A 22,498-nucleotide genomic window follows, 5' to 3' on the forward strand; every position below is an offset into this window, starting at 1 on the left:
TATAGAACAAATTCTATAGCCTTATTTTTTTATTTCTAAAAGGTTAATGCACTGCCTGCTTTTAGGTAATGAGAGAAAGTAGAAGAGGAGAGATCTCCTTGATAGTTGAGAAAGATTTTCAGATAGGGGAAAATCATAGTTTCGTTTTCTACTTTGTATGCAAAAGCATGTCGTGAGTTTGGCGTTCCTAAGGAAGGCCATGTTCCATTACTTGCGAGTAGTGTTGTTAATACTTTGGGGTAGTGCTTCAATACGACGGGTTGATACGCAAGTTGTGCTTGCCAGATTGTTGGCAGGTAGGCATTGCGCTTCCATTGTATCATGAGTCCCGAGGGTAGGGAAATGTTTGTCAACGGCCGCTTTAAGGTGAATGCCCTAGGAAAATCACCACGTTCTACGAAGCTGGACAAAGTCGCTCTAAATGCCAGAACTTCTATAAATGGAGTTATTGCAAAGTCTTTGTTTATGAGATTTAGATTTAGGATGCAGTTAACGCTTCCTGCAATGCTGTGTGTATAGAAATCTCCTTCGGACTTCTTATTATCCTCGATATAGAAATGTTTTGCTGTATGGGATCCGTAATTATAGGCTAGAGATGCTGATGTAATTATACTCTCGTCTAACCAAGGCAGCTGTATGAGCATACCTCCGAAGTAGTTGTTTGAAGAGAGCTTATTTTTCGAATCTTTTTCTTTTATATGAGCGGATTGTTGAGCGAAGGATAAAGAGATTCTGTGGTTATTTGCTGTTGTTGCTGTTGTTCTTACGGAATATCCTGCGGATTCCATGCGAAATCCCGATATACCTAAGCGATTTGCTTGGTGGGTAGCCATGACTAAGCCTTGACCGCCCATTTCGAAATAGTTAGGCTCAGTAATTGAAGAAGTTAGCGTACGTAGTCCTGAAAGAGTGGTATAAAACGTCCCCCAGAGAGCGTTAGCAATCAGCGGGGTCATATATTTTGGATTAGGGATGTAGCCAGTAGGCGTCCAATCTGCATAAAGGTATCTGTGGTTTGTATTTGTGGTGTCAGGAGACGTTCCATTTGTTTTGGTTGTATATTCTTCCCAATACGGAGACCAGATACCTTGGTAACCATAGTGATCCGTTTCATTAATGGCTTGGATATCCAAATCTGTAGTTGTAATTTTCTTCTCTTGGTTATCGCAAAGGTATAAGAAAGAAACTCGATTGATTCCGCTAGAGAGATTTAAAGAATCGTAAGGATCTTCATTATCGCTATTAAGGAGAAGTAAGGGTCCTGAAATTGTCGCTGAGGAACTTGTGTCTTCCTGGTACGAGGTTGTGCGATCCTTAGTAACCGCCACAGGATAAATCCAAATTTTTGGAGGTTGCGCATCTTTTTGTAAAAGCGAAGGCAGGTTTAAAGCAAGGCTCGTAATTTGGAATTCAGCATCCGCGGATTGTAGACTAGGTTCTGATTGCTTGGGTTCTGTTAGGGATCGTGGTAGTATCGATGGTGGAAGGAGGACACTGGGAGTTATATCATTCTCAGCTTCTGTTTCTGCTGGATTTTCTTGGGATGCTGTTCGAGTTGCAGCTGCCGCACTAGTTTGGATAACTGCTTTATTGCCGAGACGTAAAATACTTTTGCCTTGAGTAATTTTATGAACAGCTGCACGGGCGCCATCTTCAATAGCCAAGACACCGTTTTTAATTTCTATAGGGTTGAGTATGTAGCTGGTATAATTCCTTTCATGTTCGGTAAAAGAAGGAAGAAACTTGGATGAGAAGAGCACAGTCCCTTGCTGATCTTCTTGCTCATTGAAGATAATACTGTTTGCTGAATAGATGCATTCAATAGGATCATAGAATCGCACTGTATAGTTTTTTCTGGCACCAACTTTTAGTGTTATGCCTGCAGTGCAATGCATAGCATTTCTATGCAATATGGAGTCTCCAACACCAGAGTTATTGGTGAAGAGAATATCGCCATGATCTGCTGATATAGTGCAAGATCCGTTTTGTTTAATGAGTATAGCACCGCCCCATGTACTGTGATTATTAGTAAATTGAATAGGGCCGCTATTGTTTATCATTAACTGACTACAATATATAGCTCCACCGTTAAGGTCTGCAGAGTTGTTATTAAAGGAAATAGATCCAGGATTATCTTCTATTGTTAATTGTGCACAAGTAATAGCTCCCCCGGAGTTAATATCTTCTTGAGAAAATGCACATGAACTAGAATTATTCGCGAAGAGAATCAAATCCGCATTGTTTTTAATTGTACAGGTTTGATTGACATAACAGGCTCCTCCAAGAGGAGAAGAGTTAGAAATTAAGTATAATGGGGCTGAGTTTGCAGAGATTTCACAATTTTGGCAGTATATGGCCCCGCCTATAGCTTTTATAATTGCTGAGCGCAAGTTCCTTGCATGAAAAAAAGAACGATTATTCAAGAATAAAATAGGCGAAGAATTTTCGCTTATTTTTAATGAAGAATCTGAAGATATGGCGCCGCCTTTTATTCTTGCTTTATTATAGGCAAAGCAAATTGGACCAGAATTTTTAGTTAATTCAAATCCATTACAGCATATAGCTCCACCAAAGTTAGTATTTGTGTCTTCAGAATATTCGATAGAAATAGCTTGGTTACCAATGAAGTACTGTCTTGATGAATTTTCACTAATATTACAGCTGCTTGTAGTATAGATAACACCGCCTTTATGATTTGTAATATTATAGATAAATTTTATATCACCGCTATTGTTTCTTAAAGTAAAGGATGGTGCAGAGAAAACAGCTCCGTTTGAATTAGTTATTTGTTTTGTACAGGCAATGTTATTATAATTCTCAATAATACAATCATCAGAAGCAACTCTCGAACCATTTAGAGTATTTTGTAATTCTAGGATATCAGAGAATATTTCTGGATCGAGAAGTTGTTCATATCTGAGAAATTGGGCAGGTAAAGAATCTATTTCTTTTAGATACGCTTCTGAGAATAGTGGTAAACAAGACAAGAGAGAGGTAAGAAGACAAGTGCTAAAGAGAGTAGATGATTTAATTTCCATAGAGATACTTATTTTCTAAGTCTAAAATTGTAGTTCACTTGTTATGTTTAAGAAGTTGCATAATGTGGATCTGGAAAAATCGCCACGATAATTGATGCTCACGCTTATCTTGTCAAAGAAGGTTGTGGTGTTGTTTACAGCTACAGAACCTGCATGGTAATCGACAGGTGTTCCCGAGGTTATCCATGAGCCGTTACTTATCCATCGTGTAGTGATAATTTTAGGCTTCTGTCTGTAGATTGTTGGGGTATAAGCAAATTGGAACTTCCAATCAGTTTTTAGATTTGCTTCATATTGTGCATGACAAGAGACTCCTATAGGAAGAGCAACATTAATTAAGGGGTGTTGTGTTTCGAAACTACGAATATGTTCTCCAGTTTCTTTAAAACTTTCCTGTATAGCATGAATGCCAAGAGCTTTTATAAAAGGTCGGAATTGTAGATGAGAGACATTGCCTGCGGGAAGCATGCAACAGATTTCACTTCCCATGGTATGGCCATGGAAATGACCTTTTGCGGTTGTCTTGAGTGTTGAGTTTTTTGTTTTTACATGACTATGAGAATAGAGATAACCTAGAGAAGCCGATGTGAGAATATTTTCATCAAATAGAGGGATCTGCACTTGCGCTCCAGCGAAGTAACAATTAGAAGAGACCTTATTTTTGAATTTAGCTTCTCTTATTTCGCTGTAGAATTGAGCGAAACTCAAAGCGAAATTGTGTTGTGTTTCTGTAGATCCTGCGATTTCTGTAGAGTAACCTTTGGAGAATAGCTGGAATCCTTGTTGGGAGTTGCGTGTTTTTTGTAAGACATAGGCACCTAAACCGCCTCCAGAAATTTCTCTATTTGGTATTTTGTGAGGGAAGTGCTCTAAAGTGTGTAAGCCTGTTGTAACATTATAGGCAGATTGCCAAAGAGCATTAGCAACAAGATCTCCACGATATATGGGATTGGGAATGTATCCTGTGGGTGTCCAATCTGCGTAAAGGTATCTATGGCTTGTGTTTGCTGTTTCAGGAGATGTGTTATTTGCTTCAGTTGTATATTCTTCCCAATATGGAGACCAGATACCTTGGTAACCATAGTGATGTGTCTCATTCATGGCTTGGATATCTAGATTTTCAGTATTAATCTTTTTGTTTTTGTTATCACAAAGATAGAGCAGAGGGACACGTGTGATGCCACTGGAAAGATCTAGAGAATCGTAAGGGTCTTGATTATCGCTATCAAGGAGAAGCAGGGGGCCGGAAAGGGTTATTGTTGGGTTATTGTCTTCAACGTATGTTGTACTTCCATTGCTTGTCTGGTTATTGGGATACATCCAAATTTTTGGAGCATTCGCCCCCTGAGTAAGGATTGAGGGAAGGTTTAAAGCGAGTTTAGTAAGATCAAAACTAGAACCTTCATAGGTCTCGTCATTCCCAGTAGATGACGTACGTTTTTTTAAGGTTCTAATTACTGCATTATTGCCTAGGCGTAAAATACCTTCCTCTTGCGAGATTTTATAAATTCCTAAACCAGCTTTATCTTCTACAGCAACTACTCCGTGGGCGATTTGATATGTATTTCTTAGGAAGCTGTAATAGCTTCTTTCATTAGTTTCATCTGGAGAGAGATCCGCTCCTGAGAATAAAACCGTTCCTAAATGGTAATTTTCTGGATTAAATATGATAACTGATGTGCTAGGGTGTTCGTTTTCAATAGCGTCATAGAATTTGACTTGATAACCTTGTCTAGCCCCTATTCGCAGATTCATATTAGGGGTTGAGTGGAGGGCATTTCTATAAACTGCCCAAGGTTTTAACGATAAATTTCTTTTGAATACAATGTCTCCGTAATCTGCTGATAGATAAAACTTGGGTGCGTCTCCATGACTTTGGAGAGCAGACCCCCATCTGGCCGTGTTGTTTAAAAATAATACGGGACCATTATCTTGGATGGTCAGATTCTGAGCTAATATGGCTCCTGCACTGCGTTTTGAATCGTTATTTTCAAAAATAACTCCTTTAAGGTTATTGGTAATGGTACAGGAAGTACAAAAAATGGCCCCACCCCCAGTTTCCTTCCCTATTTTGTCTTGGTATAGGCTTGAGTTATAGAGGAACTTGATAATTTCGGAGTTGTATGAAATATTACAATCCTCTTCTGAAAAAATCCCCCCACTACAACCAGATTGATTGTCCATAAATGTTATAGGAGCATGATTCGACGTAATATAACAATTCTCACCATAGATGCCCCCCCCTTTACTTTGGTTCATAGTACATTTATTACTGATTAAAATGATCGGGCCGTAATTATCAGTAATCTGTACGTTGTTAGAAGAAATAGCCCCCCCCTGTTGCATGCTAACATTATTTATGAACTTACAGGGGCCTTGATTATTAGAGATGCTGAGTTGTGAGCACTGGATAGCACCTCCAGATTTATTAGATGGTGAGCTGATTACAGTAGTCGCATTATTGATAAAGCAACACTGTTGTTTATTATCTGTAATATTACAATTTGTAGAGAATATAGCTCCGCCATTGTTGTTAGTAGTGTTTTCTCGAAATACTAGAGGCCCGGTATTCTTGGAGATGTTTAGAGTTTTAGCTGTGACCGCGCCTCCATTGTCTTGGAAGTATTGGTAGTTAATGTAAAAATACTTTTGGTTTGAGATATCTATGTCCATCTCCGCATTATGGAGAAGGCCATAGTTTGCCGGAGGCGTATAGATACTCCCGTCAATTCCAAAAAATGGTGACAACGGATGGCTGTAGCCAGATTTGGAGACGGTATAGGAAGAGGGGATGGTTTTATCCTTAGCAAGGCAAATGAGCTCGTACGAGCAAAGACTAAAACTGATCAAGTAAAATAAAGAACGACGATAGGGGCACATACTGGGACAACAAAGATCAGAGACCACACATATTCTCCCTATACTGCAATGAATGTAAGATTGTCTAGTTTTTTATAGAGCTATGATAATCTGTACTTTTCAGTATCGTGTGGAAAGATCTCGGCACTTTGAATCAGCTCTTGTTATCAAGAACGGTGCCTTATTCATGGGGGATAGCATTCAAGCGAATAAAAAAGTTTGTTTTTCTGCAAAACAAACTTTTTTAGACAGCCTGCATTCGTATTTTTCAATACAGGCTAAAGATTTTGTCTTTTTTAGAGTCTGTAGAGACTTTAGAAGGAGAGTTTTCCTCCAGCCAGTAGATAATGGCTACATGTAGACGAGGAGATATCACACTGATAATTGCAGTTGATATGCAGGTGTTTCAGTAGTTGGATATTATTTCTGAAATTTATAGAAAATGCGTGGTAGCTTACGTCTATAGGTGAAGAAGTCCAAGAGCTGTTATCTGCAACGACTATCGAGTCAACGACAGGTACTGTGCGGAAGACGGTAGGTTTATACGCAACTTGTAATTCCCAAACTGATGGACAACATCCGTGGAAGACGAGAGCATTATGTAATCCGAAGGGTAAGCTCACATCAAGAAAAACATCAGATGCTAATAAAGTCTGTAGGTAAGTGCTTTGTTCTTGGATTTTGTTTAGCCTAGAGGAAAACGCTTGATAGCAGACAAAAGGAGTGACAGTGAGGCGATGATTTGTTTTAGCTTTTATAGGGAAGTAACAGGAAAGTGAGTTTCCTATTGTTTGACTTTCAAAGGCATCACAACAATCTTCTACACGCTGACTATCCGTAGGATTTATCTGATGATTTCCCAGGGTATAGAGATAATTTCCTACTAGGATGAGTTTCCCTTGGAAACAGTTGATTTGCCATTGACTTCCTAAAGATAGGTAATCTGTTGTGACTTCATTATGACTAGCGTTTGCCATGGCATGAGTATTCTGAGCTACAAAATGAAAGCCAACTTTATATCGAGAAGCTGCTTCTGCAGAGATTCCTGTGTAGAATCCGGTCCCATCCATATGGAATCCGCGCTTTTCTATGTCATCTTTTTGGTAAAGACAGAGACCTAAAGCACCGCCTTCAATATTAAAAGCACGATCGCTCAGAGAGTCTACAGATACTCTACCAGCATTCATTCCACACATGGTTGCATAAGTAGATTGCCAGAAGATATTGCTTACGGAATCACTTTTGTGATCGATTTGTATTTGTGTATCTTGATTTTCTTGGATTTCGGAAGTTTGAGAAGCATCTTCAGCGTATAGATTAGTGCATAATGCAAAAGTCAGACTAATAGATGTTAAGTATTTTGTAATTGTGGATTTCATATCGTTCTCTTAGGGCTTATGTAAATTATCAACGTAATCCCCTTAGATAATCGTGTTGTGGATAGTCGTGCTGAGAGGGTCGTGTGAGTTTTGGGGGATTTCTCTTAAACAATCTACAGATAATCAAACATTTTGGGAATATATAGATTATATTTTGTTTGTTCTAAGCAGCATTGTTTATTAAAAGTTTTTTAAATTGTGTATATCGATGAGTTTAAAAGTATTTGCCACTTTAGATTTATATTGATTGCAGCTTATCGTTATTTTCGTTTCAGACGATTCGCTATTATAGTGCTGAGAGGGCTTTCAGATGTTGATTGACGTGTCTAGATGCAGAGCACGTTTCTTTGGAAAACGCTTGGGATAGGATTCTGAGGTGGAGGATGGTGTACAGAAGGAGTTGTTAAAGGAAAGGAGAGAAATTCCCCTAGGGCAAAGAAAATTTCTCTCGGTAGTTGATTTAGAATTTTCCTTGCAAACCTGTGATGACACGATGGCTTGCGAAAGATTTCTTGGAGTCAAAGACGTAGTCTAAGAATCCTGTTGTATATTCGGAAAGTTCTACACTGTCATGAATCTGTAGATAGAATCCATTACGAGCGATATGCGCTCCTGATATAGGAATGCTTTCGTTGTTCGCTAGAATGGTGACTACGTTATGAGGATTCACACGATAAATATCTGGCTTGTAAGCGAGTTTTAATGTGAGTGTTGAAGGAGCTTTCTTAAATGGTGTATGCCATTCTGAAGTGAATCCTATAGGTAGTGTGATGTTATGACCACGACCTCGGGAGAAACTCCTTGGCAGATATCCTTGTTCTGCAAATGCATTTTGCCAACCACCCATAAATTCTGCGGATATGAACCCTGAGAAATCAAAGTCACGAGCCACTTTACGTGTGAGTGTGCACCAGGTTAAGAACGGATGTTCTACAGATACCGAGGCATAATAGGTGTTATTGTGCCAACGTCCTTTCGATTTTCTCGTTTTTTGGGTGATAGGGTTTAGGTAATTTGTTTTCATATGGTTTACTGTGTAACCATAAGCGGCTTCCCAGGAGATACTCGTTGCCGTATTTTCTGTAGCTACAGGAAACTTCCCGAAGAAAGCGAATAAGCTGATTTGCTCTGTGCTATGTGTATCGTAAGGTTTACTCTTTACTTGACCATAGAGCTGACCAAAAGCGAGTCCTATAGAAGCTTCGTCAGGATAGTTGATTCCGATAGAGGCTTGATATCCTCCGTATCGTCCTTTGAATCCTTCATGACCGTTATGTATAGGATGGAGGATATAATTTCCTATAGCCTTTGCAGAAACAAGAACACCTTCGTGTTGGCTTAAGAAGGTCTCTTCTAAAGCTTCTGAAAATACTTGAGTTGCTAAGAAGGAGGTCCACAGAGTATTCGATACAAGTTCACCACGACGTTCGGGATCTAAAATATAGGGAGCACGATGTGTTGGTTCCGGTCTCCATACAACATAAAGAGTCCGATTATTTGTTCCTGATGGAATGCCTCCGTTAGGCGTAGGCGCAAGTAGAGGTGTTGTCCATGAGGATGACCACACTCCTTGGTAGCCGTAGTGCTGGGGGACAGTGAGAGGTCCCGAGTTGAAGCTACTTGTTGTTGGGTCGGTATTGTTACTTGTAAAGGTGGCAAAAGGAAAAGATAATGCCCCTTGTAATAAGGGATTATCGTACAGCTCAGCGTCGTTTTCAGAGACTAGGTCTAGGGAGCCGGATAATGTAATTGTCTTGTTGTTTGATGTTGTTACAGAAGCAGGAGAAAAGTTAGGATTTAGGTAGGATTGTACATCGCATCCTAACTTGCTAATCGTGAAGCTTTCAGCAGCTGGATTATCGCCTGTTGTTGATAATAATCCGATACTAGCTCCAGAACCTAGAGTTAACTTGCCTGTTTCAGTAGTTAGACCAAGGACATTGAGGTTAGCGTTGTTAGTGACAATAAGCTGTCCATCTTGGATAACTACTTTCCCGAAAAGGGATGACGTTGTATTTGCGGGATTTAATTTCTCTGATATGGTCAGAGTTTCTGATGTAAATTTTACTGATCCAGAATAACCCGGGGAATTAACAGTGATCGTATTTAATTGCTCACCATCACGAGCCGCTGTTGTGGTTCCTAAGTTGGTGATGGGATCATGAAAGATCAGGTTGGAGAGACCGGAAGCATTAAGAGCTGTGATCTTACTATTTCCCTCCACATGGATAGCGTTGCGTACTCCTGGAAAACCATCGAGCATATTGCCGATAAAGACCATATCCCCAGATTTTGCTGTTAGACTTAAGGTAGACTCCGAAGGATCCGAGGTATTGCCAACAGCGGGATCGATATAAATAGCCCCACCTTTTTGTGCTCTGTTATTGAAGAACACCATAGGGCCCTGAGCGTTTATTGTCAGGACTTTGGCACAAATAGCCCCACCATTTTCTTTGGCGGAGTTTTTCGTGATATGTGTAGGGGAGTTATTTGAAAAGGTACATGTGGTTGCATAAATAGCTCCGCCATCTTTTTGAGCAAGATTGCAGCAAATATTACAACCGCCAGTATTGCCCACAAAGGAAACAGATTTTGTGGGGACACAAATGGCTCCTCCACAACCTGCGCCTATGACTTTAGGAGGATTTGGAGTTTTAGTTAGCAAACCATTGGCTGCGGTATTGCCTGATAAGGAAATGGGTCCGGAGTTATTTTTAAATGTGACAGTTCCGTCATAAATAGCTCCACCACCGCAAGCAGCAAAGTTTTGAGAAAACGAGATAGCAGCAGAGTTATTTTCAATATTGCAGGATGCGCCTGTATCATTAAGAAGTGCTGATCCAAAGTTTCCTGAGTTGCTGTCAAAGGTAATTTGATTACGAATATTCGTAATATTTAAGCTTGTTGTTGTGTGAACAGCAGAACCACAAAAACAGTTTACCGTAACTGAACTAGGTTCAGAGTCTGTAACTACAGGAGTGTAGGGGGTTCTGTTATTGGTTACGGTTACCGCTTTTGAGGAGGTAATCGAGATATCCTTTCCGGAAATTAGCCCATGCTTTCCTGTAGAGATGTTTTCATTAAGTACAAGCTTGGAAAGATTGGATAAGGTAAGAGCTTCTGTAGCTGAGATTAATGAAGCACCTTCTTTTGCAGGAGCATGACATTGCGTAAATGTTAATGAACGTCGTTTCCCAAATATGCTAAGGTTCGAACTGGATCCTAAGAAAGATGAAGGGAACTTTGCTCCATAGACATCTTCGATGAAACAATTAGAGGTAAGGTAAAAAGCTTCCCCTATATCATACAAAGGAGGCGTAAGGTTAGTTTGATTTATGGTTTGGGCAGCAACCCACCCAGAGCTGCATAAGCAAGCCAAAAAGCAAAAAGAAGAAGATCTTAAAGAAAGAGGCATGCCTCAACCCTATCGTTAGTAATATTTAGAATCGAAATTTACTTCCTATATTTATATTGTAATTGCGAGAAGATTTACGTAGCTCGCAACTACCATGGCTAAAGATTTCAATATTATTATTTACGGCTGTATGTGTAGACCCTTCTATTAACAGACCTTGTCTATCTAGGTTTGTTGCTAGGGTTTTCCATCTAGCGCCGTTGGCTAATAATAACGTTGTACATCCGGGGTTTCTCCTCCACACATCGGGAACATAGGACACAGCTAAGCTGTAGAAATCCGGGTAGGAGTGAGAACGTCTATCTATTTTAAAACCACAAGGAATCGCTAGGTTAATTAAACGAGAGGAACAGAAAGATCGTGCTTCAGCGAGTTGTTCTCTGAAGGAGCCATGTTCCGCGTAACCAATCTGCACGTTCACAAAAGGAACGAATTGATTTAGGTGTAATTTACCAGTGTTCAGAACAATAGGCAAGCTTCCGCCTACTTCTCCTAACCAGCAATTGTTATCCCAATTACAGCTTTCTTCAGGGATGAAGGTATAGCGTGTTTTCATATCTTCATTAGTATGGCTGTAGTTGATTCTTGCAGCGAACGTTGTGAAGATCGTATTGCTTAATGGGCGTTTTATAGATAGATAAGCGCTACCTACTAGAGCTTGTGATTTTGTTGTGGAGACCACGTAGTCTTTAGATTTTCCGAATACCTGAGAGAAAGCTACGCCAAATACAGAATCCGATAGTGTTTGTGAATTTGCTCCAATGACGTAGCCACCACTAATACGGCGGAAACCATGAGATACAGAATTGCGATCGTGGTGGAAAACATTAGAGATTCCCGCTACCCATAATCCTTTGCTGTAGCCAAAGCCATCACAGCTTGCTGTAGCGAGTGCGTTCATAGAGCGTAGATCTATGAAGGCTCCCCATAAGCTGTTAGGAACTAAAGAAGCTTGACGTTCTGGGCTGGGAACAAATCCTGTTTTTGTCCAAGTAGCTTTTAATATTTTCTTTTTAGTGGCATCTCCATTGGCTCCGTTTTCCCAACTGAGTGTCCACGAACCTTGGTATCCATATTGAGGATCTGCATCTCCTCTTGGGGTGAGTTGGAGATCGTTGCTCGTTATTTTACTTTCACTTTTTGTTGATAGAGAAAGGAGGTTGAGCGTGACTGTATTTTTATTGAATAAATCATGGTTTTCATAAGCATTCCCAGAAACATCGTCTAAAGAAATGTGCCCGGTGATTGTAATGGTACCATTCGAACCTTTTACATCGATTTTAGCTCCTTCTCCAGCTTGTGTCAGAGAACCAAGATTGATGTGTAGATCCTTTATTGAGATTGATCCGTTATCATTGGGTTGATTGGTCACAGAGGCTGTAGTGGTTGTAGTCGATGTAGCGCTACTTGCCTCAGCAGTAGTCGACATAACAACAGCAGCAGCTGCTGCTGCTCCAGCTGCTACAGTAGCAGGAGTGGCATGGGAGTTATCGGTAGTTGACAATGAGGTCCCACTATCCATGAGGAGGATAGAATCAGATTGCTGATCAAAGGAAACCACAGATAGGCTAGCTTTATCCGCTAAGACGAGTTTCCCACCGCCTAGAACCACTTTCTGATAAATAGTTGATGCGTTGGGAGTGCTTTCTGTGGAGTTTACGTGAGCTCCAGAAAAGAGAACAGTTCCAATATAATTAGTAAAGGGAGTAGCACTTTCTCTATCTGGGTTGATAGTTAAAGTATTCTCACCATTAGGAGCTTGTTCAGGAAGAGTAGTTACAATAGGATCATAGAAACAGAGTTTATGATCTCCGGAAGCAGCAAGCAACTTGATAGTAGCTCCCTTATCTAGAGTAATGGCATTTCTTTTGGGAGATCCATCATTGGTGTTGAGATTGTCATAGAAAATCATATTGCCGTAGTCAGCGGATAGGCTGAGATCTCCGCCAGCAGCAATATAGATCGCTCCACCGGTTTTTGCGGTGTTGTTGGTAAACACCGTTTTTCCTGAAGAAGTAATGCTAACTTTTTCTCCATAAATAGCTCCGCCCGCGTTTGCTGCGAAGTTATTAGCAAAGAAGATATCGTGTTGGTTCGTTATAGTTAACCCAGTGAAGGTTGGAGTAGATACTTCAGCTTTAGATTTTTCTTCTTCCTTTTTCTCTTCCGCTACCGGCGCAGTTGCCTGGGTACAATAGATTGCTCCTCCTTGACCTAATACCTCATTAGTATCCCCGATTTCAGGAGATGCAGAATTGTTCTGCATGATTAATTGAGCGTTGTTCGAGAAGTTAATATTCCCTTTAGAGTAAATACCCCCGCCAGATTTAGCGTTATTCGCATCGAATTGTACAGAGCCGTTGTCTGAAAAGTTAACAACAGTGTTGATAACCCCATTTTTAGAAGGCGGTGGCGGGGGTGGGGGAGTTTGTGGATTCACAGAGTGGATAGCACCACCGAGCTTTTCCGCAGAGTTGGATCTAAAAAGAATGGATGGGCAACGCGTAACATTCAGACTTGTTGAAGCCCCTATAGCACCTCCGTTGGCGCCTACGTTGCTCAGAAACTGTAATGATTTTGTTACATTGCTAATGTCGACTACTTGTCCCCATAAAGCTCCACCATTATTTCCTGCACGGTTATTCTTAAATATGACGTTTTGAATGTCTTTGAAGAATATAGGTGCCTTAGAATATACCGCACCTCCTTTAGGAGAAGTGAACTTACTGTCATTGGTTTGTCCGATTAATACTGCACAATTAGAGCAAGAGAATGTCTTGATTCCTGTGATGGTATAGGACAACGATTCAGGAGTTGACGTAGGGATAGAGCTTAAAGCAGCACCGTTTACCGATGTGCGAAGATTAGTAAAGGTTAAATTATGACCTTTTCCTACAATTGTCATGGACCCAGCAGAGTTAAAAAAGCAACTTGAAGGAGTTGCTGCCATGGAGTTGTCGAGATTTAAAATATTTAGGTCTCCTGACAGGATCGCTGTTGTTCCTTCTGGATTTGACGTAATCGTGTAGGGAAACATTTCTCTAAGATAACCGTCATAAGTTCCGTTAGGAACTACAATTTCCAAAGAAAAGGCTTGGAATGAATAAGGAAGAGTCAGCGTTGTAGAAACTAAGAACTTACGAAAAGACGCTTTCATTTGCTAGACAGGATGCAACAAGATTGATTTTGCTGATAAACAAAAATCATTAAAAAAACAATAGGATAGGGAAAATTTCAAATAAAAGCCTAGGATTAAACGCTTTAAATCTCTTCCTGACAGATTGTGTGATACAAGCAGATCTGCTTGTCTGAAAGAAAAAAGAGAAATTCAGAAAGCGATTGTTGATCAGGTTTCTGAATTTCTCAAAGTTAAGTTTTCTACCTACAGATCAAAATAGCAATTGGCTTCCCAGATCCCCTGAATAATATTGCGAGGACTTCCGTAGTTCTGTGCAAAATTTTGAGAACAGGGAGATGTTATCTAAAATTGCACAATGTAAGGAAAGTTGTGCGGATAAGGCTTGTCGTGAGAGATTTGTTCCTGAGGTTTCCCATACGGGGAAAGGATCATAGGTAGCTGTAATTGTAGCAGAAGGATTTTTACGATATAGATCTGAGATAAACGTTGCAGAAGCTGAATAGAAAATAGGGTAGTGTGAGGCATGGCCTTCTAAACGGATACCCATAGGTAAAGAAAGATTCGCTAACGTACTACTGGTAATTTCGTGTTTCTTCACTCCTTCTTCTTTGAATTTCCTTTGGTAGGCATAGACTGCCTGAAGATTCATGAAGGGGAGGATGTGCTGGAATATATTATGTTCTTCATGGAAGTCAAAGGAAAGCGAGGACCCGAGTTCTGCACCTACACAATGGGTATTCCAATACCCTTGGGTGATTTCTGAGGATTTGCGATTTATTGTGAGGGTGTTTTTACTATGACTATAAGTTGCTTGAGCACTGAAAATTAGAGGAAGATCAGCAGAGACTTTAGATAAGGACTCAGGATGAACGAAAAAGTTTCCTAAGGACCAATTTAAAATAGGTTTTACAGGTAGGCTATGTTGGAGGTACATAGATCCCGCAAGGATATTCTCATGGTTTTTGGCTAGGGACGCATCTTTAGAAACCCCAAACATTTGGAAAAAGCCTATCGAGAAGATATCTTTGGACGGAGTTTGTTTTGAGATCCCTAAGGCATAGCCTCCGCTAGTATGGCGAAATCCTTGGTTATCTTTATGATGGTCTTTATGGAAGTATCGAGAAATTTCTGATACCCACAGGCCATTGCGGTATAGGCTGCCATCAGAGATGGTATCCATAAGATTATGAATACCGCGGATGTCTACAAAGGCATTCCATAGGCTATTAGGAACTAGGGAATTCCCTTGACAATCTATCAGGCGTGGTCGATAGCCTTTGGGAGTCCATACGAGTTCTCCTATCGTTTTTGCAAGTGATACTGTATGAGTATTTAACTGTTTTGGTGCAGTGTCTACCCATTCAAGATCCCAAGATCCTTGATATCCGTAAGGTTGAGTTGGAACTGTGAGATGATCTACTTTGATATGTGTATTTTCTAGTTTGTCAGATTCGATTTTAATTAGGGGAATTCTAAGAGATGAGGCTAATTCTTTATTCTCATAGAAATCTTCATCTTGCAAATGGACGTGTATAGATCCGGAAAACGATAGTTTTTTGTCTGCCGACAAAAGGAAGATTTGCCCGGGGTCTCTAGACGATAATGAGCGGTATTTTATTTTCGAATTTTCTGGTAGGGGGTCTAAAGCATAGAGTTTTAATGGTATGGTAATGTTTGATAGCTCGGCATTTTCGTGAATTCTCATCATACTACTATGATCGAGAATGAGTGTGGTGTTAGGACGTTGGATAAAGTTTAAAACTCCGAGGATGACGCCACTGTTTAATTTTAGAGTTCCTCCTGCTAGTACCACGTCTTGTGAAATTCTGCTCATATTTACGGTTGCCAGAGTAGAACAGGAATAAAGACAATTTGTCGAAGAGAACAATACGGTGCCATGATGTATGCCTCCACCGGGGATTTGATTGATAAGTAGAGGGACTGTGGAGCGCGATGTTGAAGTAATCGCATCATAGAATTGCACAGATTTGCCTTCTCTGGCGCCTATATGGCTGATGAAGGCACCATTTTCTAAATGGATAGCGTTTTTTTCGATATGCCTTCCTCTTATCGTACTATTCCCTGCGAAGATAATATCACCCTTTTCAGCGAATAACCCCAGCTCTCCTTCGGGAGCAATGGCAATCGCCCCTCCGCCAGGACGGGAATCTTGATCACCAACAGCTGTATTATCAATGAATACGCTATCATCCATAGCGGTGAGGTATAAGTTTTTAGCATAGATAGCCCCTCCACCGTTTACTGAAGTGTTATTAGAGAAGGTGATTTTTCGATTTCTATAAAAGGAAAGAGAAGAAGGGCTTTTTGAACCTGGATTGGGTATACAACAGATAGCTCCGCCTTTGTCTGATGAGTAGCATCCTGTAAAGGTAATCGTATCATTGGAGCGAAACATGAGAGATCCTTTAGAGACAACGGCACTTTTCCCTTTTCTTGAACTTAGCGGTTCCAAAAACTTAAGATGAGCAAAGCATGAAAGTGTACAGAAGCTTTCTACGTCATGAAGAATCATTTTTCCTTCACTGCTCGTCGTGATTTTATCGAAGGTCAAGCTGCGGTTATTCCCATTAAATAATAGATCCCCTTTGGTGTTTTTAAAACAGCTAGAGTTGTTTGGTGTTGTCGCCGCTACATTTTGTATTAGAATGTCATCAGATAAGATATACGTGGTACCTTGATCATTATCAGAAGATTTAATAGGGAAAGCCGCGTTATTTATGCCGTTAAAGTTATCAGCAGAGGAGAGTGTTTTCAACACAGCAGAATCTGCTGTGGGAAAACACATATAGGACATAGCATAGCAGCAAAAAATCCATAGATTCGGTCTTTGCGTCATACGTTATTTCAAATGTATATGTTCAGAATATTTTTTGCTTAGGGGAGGGAAATAGAGAAAAGCCTTTTAGTTCATAGGCAATTTTTTAAAATTAATCAAGATCAATAATGGACATTCTTTGGAAGGTGTTTACACACAAGGGAATCGAAAAAAAATAGATTTTCGTTAAGATGTTCCCCGCTCATAAAGAGCAGGGAAACACATTTAGAAGTGGATAGAGCTGCCTGCGTTAGCGTGGTAGCCTCTTGCAGATTTACGTAGTTCTATACTTCCTTGAGCAAATAGATGGATATACGAGGTTAAGGCATAATCTCCACAACATTCGAATCGTGCAGCATGTCTTTGTAGATTTGTAGCTGTTGTTATCCATGGTGTGGTAACAACATTGGTCACAAGCGGTGTCGTTGTGTTTTTAGGATTATGGCGGTAAGCATCTCCTATATATGCTGCAGAAAGTTCGTAATGGAGATCGTTAGATGGAGAATCTCCATGAATGCGTAGCCCTAAGGGTATAGAGATATTCGTCAAATAGGTATGACTAAAAGCTCTTCGTCTCAAGCCTTTTTCATGGAAGCCTTTTTGATATATGTATACGCTTTGTACTTTTACAAATGGCGTAGCCTTTTGCAGAATGCCATCTTTACTTTTTATAGGTAGAGTTATAGATGCACCTATGTCTCCTGCATAACAGTGATTTTCCCAGGAGCTGTGCGTTTGTGTAGCATCTGCGTATTTTATTTTCATGGAGTTATCCCCATAAAAATAACCACATTGCGACTGGAATTTTACTAGGAAATCCTCAGGAACTTGTTTTAAAAATTTTGGTTTAAACACTGAAGTTCCTGCAAGGAATTTTAGAATAGGCAGCAATTCTGTAGAGTATTCGGTATATAGAGAGCCTGAAAGGATTTTTTCATGGATCCTTGCACCTCCATAATCTTTAGCTCGTCCAAATAGCTGGCTCAAACCAAAGCTAAATTTAAACTTATGAAGAGATTCCGAGCTTACTCCTACAGCATAGCCAGAGCTAAAATTACGGAATTTACGATTTTTATTCGTTTTCTTTGCTTGGAAAAAGTTAGATAATCCGGCACCCCAGATATCCTTACCAGTAGCAGAGTGGGCTTCACTCTCAATTAATCTTTGGATCGCTGTGACATCAGCAAACATACCCCAGAGACTGTTAGGCACTAAAGCAGTGTAGCTTTGTGTATCTGCAGTCGTAGGAATGTATCCTAAGGGTTGCCAATTTAAATTCGCAACCTTGGCACTTCCAGAGCCTTCTGCTGGAGAGTCCTCCCAGGTTAATTTCCATATACCTTGATAACCTGCGTGAGCCTCTTCTTTGTCATTGGTCGCATCGCCATTGGAAACAGTGACTTGCCCTGTAGCGGATACTTTTAAAAATTCTCTATTGAGTTGTTGTGCCAGCTCAGGGTTTTCATAAAAATCAGGGTCAGAAATAGCAACAATCACCGGACCTGAAATGTCAATATTTCCAGAACTGCCCGTAGTACTGACTGTTGCCAATGTAGTAGAATTCAGGTCCTTAATGTCTAACCACAAGTTTTTCAGATCCATGGAGTCTGAAGCTTGTAGCTTTGTGTTTTGTTCCAATAGAACGCAAGAGTCGGCATCTGCCTGCTTGAAGGTTTTTGCAGAGAGTGAAGCACCATCGGATAAAACCAATGTTCCTGCAGTGAGTTCCACAGGGGTGGGAAACGTGAAGGTCGGGGTGCCTTCCTTAACATTGGTAGCACTTTCCCCAGAGAAAACCACCTTCCCTGTATAGCTTTTGGGTGTTGATTGAACATCACCTTCGGCTCTGATCATCAATTTCCCCATGGTGGGAAGAGCTGTTTTTTCTGGCAACGCGTCTGGAGCATTGATTTTTAGTGTTTCTTGAGTACCAGCATTAGCAAGTGCGATTTCAGTACCAGCACCCGAGCTAAATGTTATGGGATCATAAAAAATAATGGAACTTCCTTGGGATGCCCGCAAGTCGGTAATTTTAGCTGTTGATCCTATATTTATAGCATTCGGAGCATCATCTTTGCCCTTATTTCCTTTAAAGATAATGTCTCCAGATTCTGCGGTTAAGGAGAGAGTCCCACCATCAGCAATCGCAATCGCCCCACCTGCTTCCTGGGCTGTATTATCGGTAAATAAGGTCGGGCCACCAGAGACAATCTTGAGGTTTTTAGCATAGATCGCTCCGCCGTTTTTGCTTGAAGAATTCCCAGAAAATGTTAACCCAGAGTTCCCTTCAAAGGTAAAGACGCTATTATCAGTAACTTCTGCTGATTTAGCCTTCGAGTGCATTATCCCCACAGGGGATGGAATTGATCCTAAATTGGCGTCCTTAAGTCTAATTAGAGAACTAGCTTCTCCTTCAGGAACTTCAGGCTCCGGCTCAGGTCCCGGCTCGGGGGGGGGTAGTCTTATAACATATAGCCCCGCCGTTATCGGTAGAGTGGTTATTTGAGAATATAACGTTAGTGTTATCCTTGACTTGTAGTGAGGAGCCTTCGCATAAAATGGCTCCCTTACCTGAAACGCTATCTCCTGGACATGAGGAGAATGTAAGGTTAGAGATACTAGATAAATTTAATGTTTTACCAGATGCTTTATTGCTAATCGCAGCACCCGGTCCTGTGAGGGAGATATCGGTAAATGCTAGAGAATGAGAATTACCGGCAAAGGAAAGATCTCCTTCAGTATTGGTAAAGCAGCTTCCTTCAGTATTTTTACTCCCAGTTCTTAGAAGTTCTTCTGTTGCTTTAGTCACAGAGGTAATGTTTGAAAAGGAAATATCTGTAGTTAGGGTATACGTAGTTCCTTCAGCATTACTTGTTGCTTTTGATGTAAATCCTTGACTTGGTTGTGTAGATCCATCAAAACCGTCTGATAATTCTGTATTGTCGGCTGCTTTAGTTATAGCAGATGTTTCAGAGACAGAATCTGATGACGGTTCGGCGAATATAATATGGGTAGAGAGTAGCGACGATGAGAGTAAAAACCCATAAACGGAAAGTTTCATGAGGCATCTTGGGTTACAAATGTCTAACCCGCAACATAGAAAAAAAAATAAAAAATTTCAAGTTTATCAGAGAGGATAAGGAGAAATAGGGGATACTCCCTGCTCTTTAAAGAACAGGGAGAGAGGAAGATCTAAAAATGTACTTTAGCACCGAAATCATAGTTATAACTATGGGAAGAAGAACGGAGTTCGCAGTTGCCTTTGGCGAAGATTTCGATGTTAGGTCGAACAGCGAATCGTCCAGATCCTTGAACAACTAGAGCTTTGTTATCTAGATTTGTTGCTGGTGTTGTCCATGGAGCTAACCCTCCAATTAAGAATAACGTCATAGTTTCAGGGTTAATGCGGAAGATATCCTGAACATACATGGCAGAAAGATCATAAGCAAGAAGTTCTCGAGGACAGGTACCTTGGATTTTTATCCCTAGAGGAAGAGCAAGGTTAGCTAAATATGTACTTGAGAATGAGCAGCGACGTAAGCCTTCTTCTGTGAATTTCCTTTGTTCAGAATACACCCCTTGGAGTTTGATAAATGGGGATACATTTTTGAATATAGAGGGACATTTACTCAAAGTATAAACAAATGTAGATCCTAATTCTGTAGCTAGGGAGTAATTCGACCAGTTCCCTGTCGTTTTGGTTTTATCTTCGTGAGTTATGGTAAGATTGTTATTGCTATGACTATAACTGAGTTGAGCACTGAGAATAACAGGAATGAAAGGAGATGCTTGCAGTTCAGGAACGCAATTTGTAGAGCCACCACAGAGGAATCGTAACATAGGTACAGTACCTACGTGATGTGCATACAAAGATCCTGAAAGTGTTTGGTGTTCTACCTGACCTTTAGCATCATCTCTATCTTTACCAAAGAGTTGAGAAAATGCTGCAGAAAATACATTTTCTGACAGCGTATGTTTATTTATGCCGATGGCATAGCCAGCATTGTTATGTTGGAAAACATAATTTTTTTCTGCACCATGAGCATAGAAAAAGTTTTTAATTCCTGTAGCCCAGAATCCTTCAGAACACAGAGAATTCGTAGCTAGAGATTCTACAGTTCTTTCTAAATTGCGGATGTCTGAGAAATTTCCCCATAGAGTGTTAGGAACTAAAGGTGTGGTAATTTCTTGCGCACCACCAAAAGGAATGTATCCCGTAGGTCTCCAATGTACAGTGGCTGTTTTCGTGCCAAGAGTAGTCACCCCTCCAGATGTAGAACCAGGAACCGTTTTCCAATCTACAGTCCAACTACCTTGATATCCACGATGGGTGTTAAGATTTTCTCTTACAGATTCAGGAACATCCACTAAAGAGATTTTTGTAATGTCTTGGTCAGCAAGTTGTAGTAGCTCTTGATCAACGTTATTAGCAAGAGCATGGTGATTATAAAAAGCCTCTTGATCAGCGAAGATCCCCAAAGGACCTTTAACTGTTACGGTATGAGCAGCCCCTGAAGATGAGATATTTGCTGCTGTAGGTTCCACAAACTCATCAAGGCTTAACCACAGTTCTTTAATATCAACGTTTTCTTGAACTTTTATGCTCGAAGTTTGATCTAAGATAATTTTAGATCCTTCAGTTTGTGTTAGTGATTTGGCTTCTAAATGAGCTCCTTTTTCTAAAACTAAAGATCCTGCAGAAAGAGTCAAAGGTTGCGTGAATTTAGAAACATGTTTCATCTTTTTATGAGGACTATTGATATGCCTGCCTGAAAAGATAATAGATCCTGTATAAGTGGTGGCTCCATTCACTTTGTTGATTTCTAGGTTGTCAGCCGCTGCCCCTTCAACAAGAATAGGATCGTAAAATAGAATAGATTGTGCTTCTTTCGCTTCGAGTTTTACAAATTTCCCATTTGCCCCGACATAAATCGCATTGTTGACTCTATTCCCTCCGTCTGTGTAGGTATTCCCTTTAAAGATAATGCTACCGTTATCCGCAGATAAACTGATCTCCCCAGAATCAGCAATGGAAATCGCCCCACCTTTTTGCGTGGCATGGTTATTTTCAAATAAAGTATTTCCCCCAGTTTTAAGTACAAGTTTATCCGTATGAATAGCTCCGCCTTTAGTTGCTGAGGAGTTATTCCTAAAGATCATAGAAGCATTGTTCTCTAGGGTGAGTGTTGTTGCCGTTGCCCCTGTTTTTAAACAATGAATAGCGCCGCCCGCTGCCGTAGAGTGGTTGGTATCAAAAACGAGCTGCTTGTTTTCTTTGATTGTTATAGAAGCTATACCATAAATCGCAGCATTTCCAGTAATTGCTTGGGGAGCGGAAATGAAGGATAGAACATTAAACCCAGACATCGTGATTGTTTTGCCATCAGTATTTGTACTGATAGCAGCTCCTTGAGCTGTAGAGGCGATATCTTCAAATATTAAGGAGTGGTTTGCTCCAACAAATGTTACATTGCCAGTAGAGTTTTTAAAACAGCTGGTATTTGCGGGTGTGGTTGATTTGACATGTTCGATAGTAACATCTGCAGTTAGAGTGTAGGTAGTTCCCCCTGCTTGTGAGGATTGCTTAGCAGTAAATTGCCCGGCTCCTGTAGAACCGTCAAAACTCGCCGAAGAGTCTAAGTTTTCAGCGTTTGCAAAAGCTATGGATACAGTAAAAGATGAAAGGATTAAAACCCCATAAATAGAGTTTTTCATAATACATTCCCTGTTGTTTTATAGGAAAAAATGTTTCTTCTTTTAGGAATGGTGATAACTTGGAAAGTTATACCGAACCAAAAAAGCAGATTAGTTCAGTGTTGGGTTGCTATGACA

At 40.4% G+C, this 22,498-nt stretch carries 9 protein-coding genes; all 9 read right to left on the minus strand.

Features of this window, described 5'->3' with window-relative positions; genetic code table 11:
- Window positions 1–35 precede the first annotated feature (35 nt).
- The gene (locus tag G5O_RS06530; RefSeq protein ID WP_006342950.1) at window positions 36–3,038 is read right to left on the minus strand and encodes a polymorphic outer membrane protein middle domain-containing protein; all 3,003 of its coding nucleotides are present in this window, start codon (window positions 3,036–3,038) and stop codon (window positions 36–38) included.
- Between the two features lie 21 nt (window positions 3,039–3,059).
- Window positions 3,060–5,945, minus strand: coding sequence for a polymorphic outer membrane protein middle domain-containing protein (locus G5O_RS06535; protein WP_006342951.1), 2,886 nt, complete (start codon window positions 5,943–5,945; stop codon window positions 3,060–3,062).
- A 266-nt stretch (window positions 5,946–6,211) separates the two neighbouring features.
- Window positions 6,212–7,276 carry an autotransporter outer membrane beta-barrel domain-containing protein gene (locus G5O_RS06540; protein WP_006342952.1) on the minus strand — a complete coding sequence of 355 codons (1,065 nt, stop codon included), beginning with the start codon at window positions 7,274–7,276 and terminating at the stop codon, window positions 6,212–6,214.
- Window positions 7,277–7,736: 460 nt separating this feature from the next.
- Window positions 7,737–10,691: a polymorphic outer membrane protein middle domain-containing protein gene (locus G5O_RS06545; RefSeq protein WP_006342953.1), complete on the minus strand. Its 2,955-nt coding sequence runs from the start codon at window positions 10,689–10,691 to the stop codon at window positions 7,737–7,739.
- Between the two features lie 25 nt (window positions 10,692–10,716).
- Window positions 10,717–13,848: a polymorphic outer membrane protein middle domain-containing protein gene (locus tag G5O_RS06550; protein WP_006342954.1), complete on the minus strand. Its 3,132-nt coding sequence runs from the start codon at window positions 13,846–13,848 to the stop codon at window positions 10,717–10,719.
- Window positions 13,849–14,080: 232 nt separating this feature from the next.
- Complete coding sequence (locus G5O_RS06555) at window positions 14,081–16,636, minus strand: polymorphic outer membrane protein middle domain-containing protein (protein WP_013747335.1); 2,556 nt, start codon at window positions 16,634–16,636, stop codon at window positions 14,081–14,083.
- Window positions 16,637–16,891: 255 nt separating this feature from the next.
- On the minus strand, window positions 16,892–19,009 hold the full coding sequence (locus G5O_RS06560) for an autotransporter domain-containing protein (protein WP_006342957.1): 2,118 nt from the start codon (window positions 19,007–19,009) through the stop codon (window positions 16,892–16,894).
- 91 nt (window positions 19,010–19,100) lie between these two features.
- Window positions 19,101–19,727 (minus strand): chemotaxis protein, encoded by a 627-nt coding sequence (locus G5O_RS06565; RefSeq protein WP_014943360.1) that lies wholly within the window; start codon window positions 19,725–19,727, stop codon window positions 19,101–19,103.
- Between the two features lie 131 nt (window positions 19,728–19,858).
- Window positions 19,859–22,381: a polymorphic outer membrane protein middle domain-containing protein gene (locus G5O_RS06570; protein WP_013462619.1), complete on the minus strand. Its 2,523-nt coding sequence runs from the start codon at window positions 22,379–22,381 to the stop codon at window positions 19,859–19,861.
- Window positions 22,382–22,498: the final 117 nt, after the last annotated feature.

It is taken from the genome of Chlamydia psittaci 6BC, assembly GCF_000204255.1.
In the GTDB taxonomy this organism is placed as follows: Bacteria; Chlamydiota; Chlamydiia; order Chlamydiales; family Chlamydiaceae; genus Chlamydia; species Chlamydia psittaci.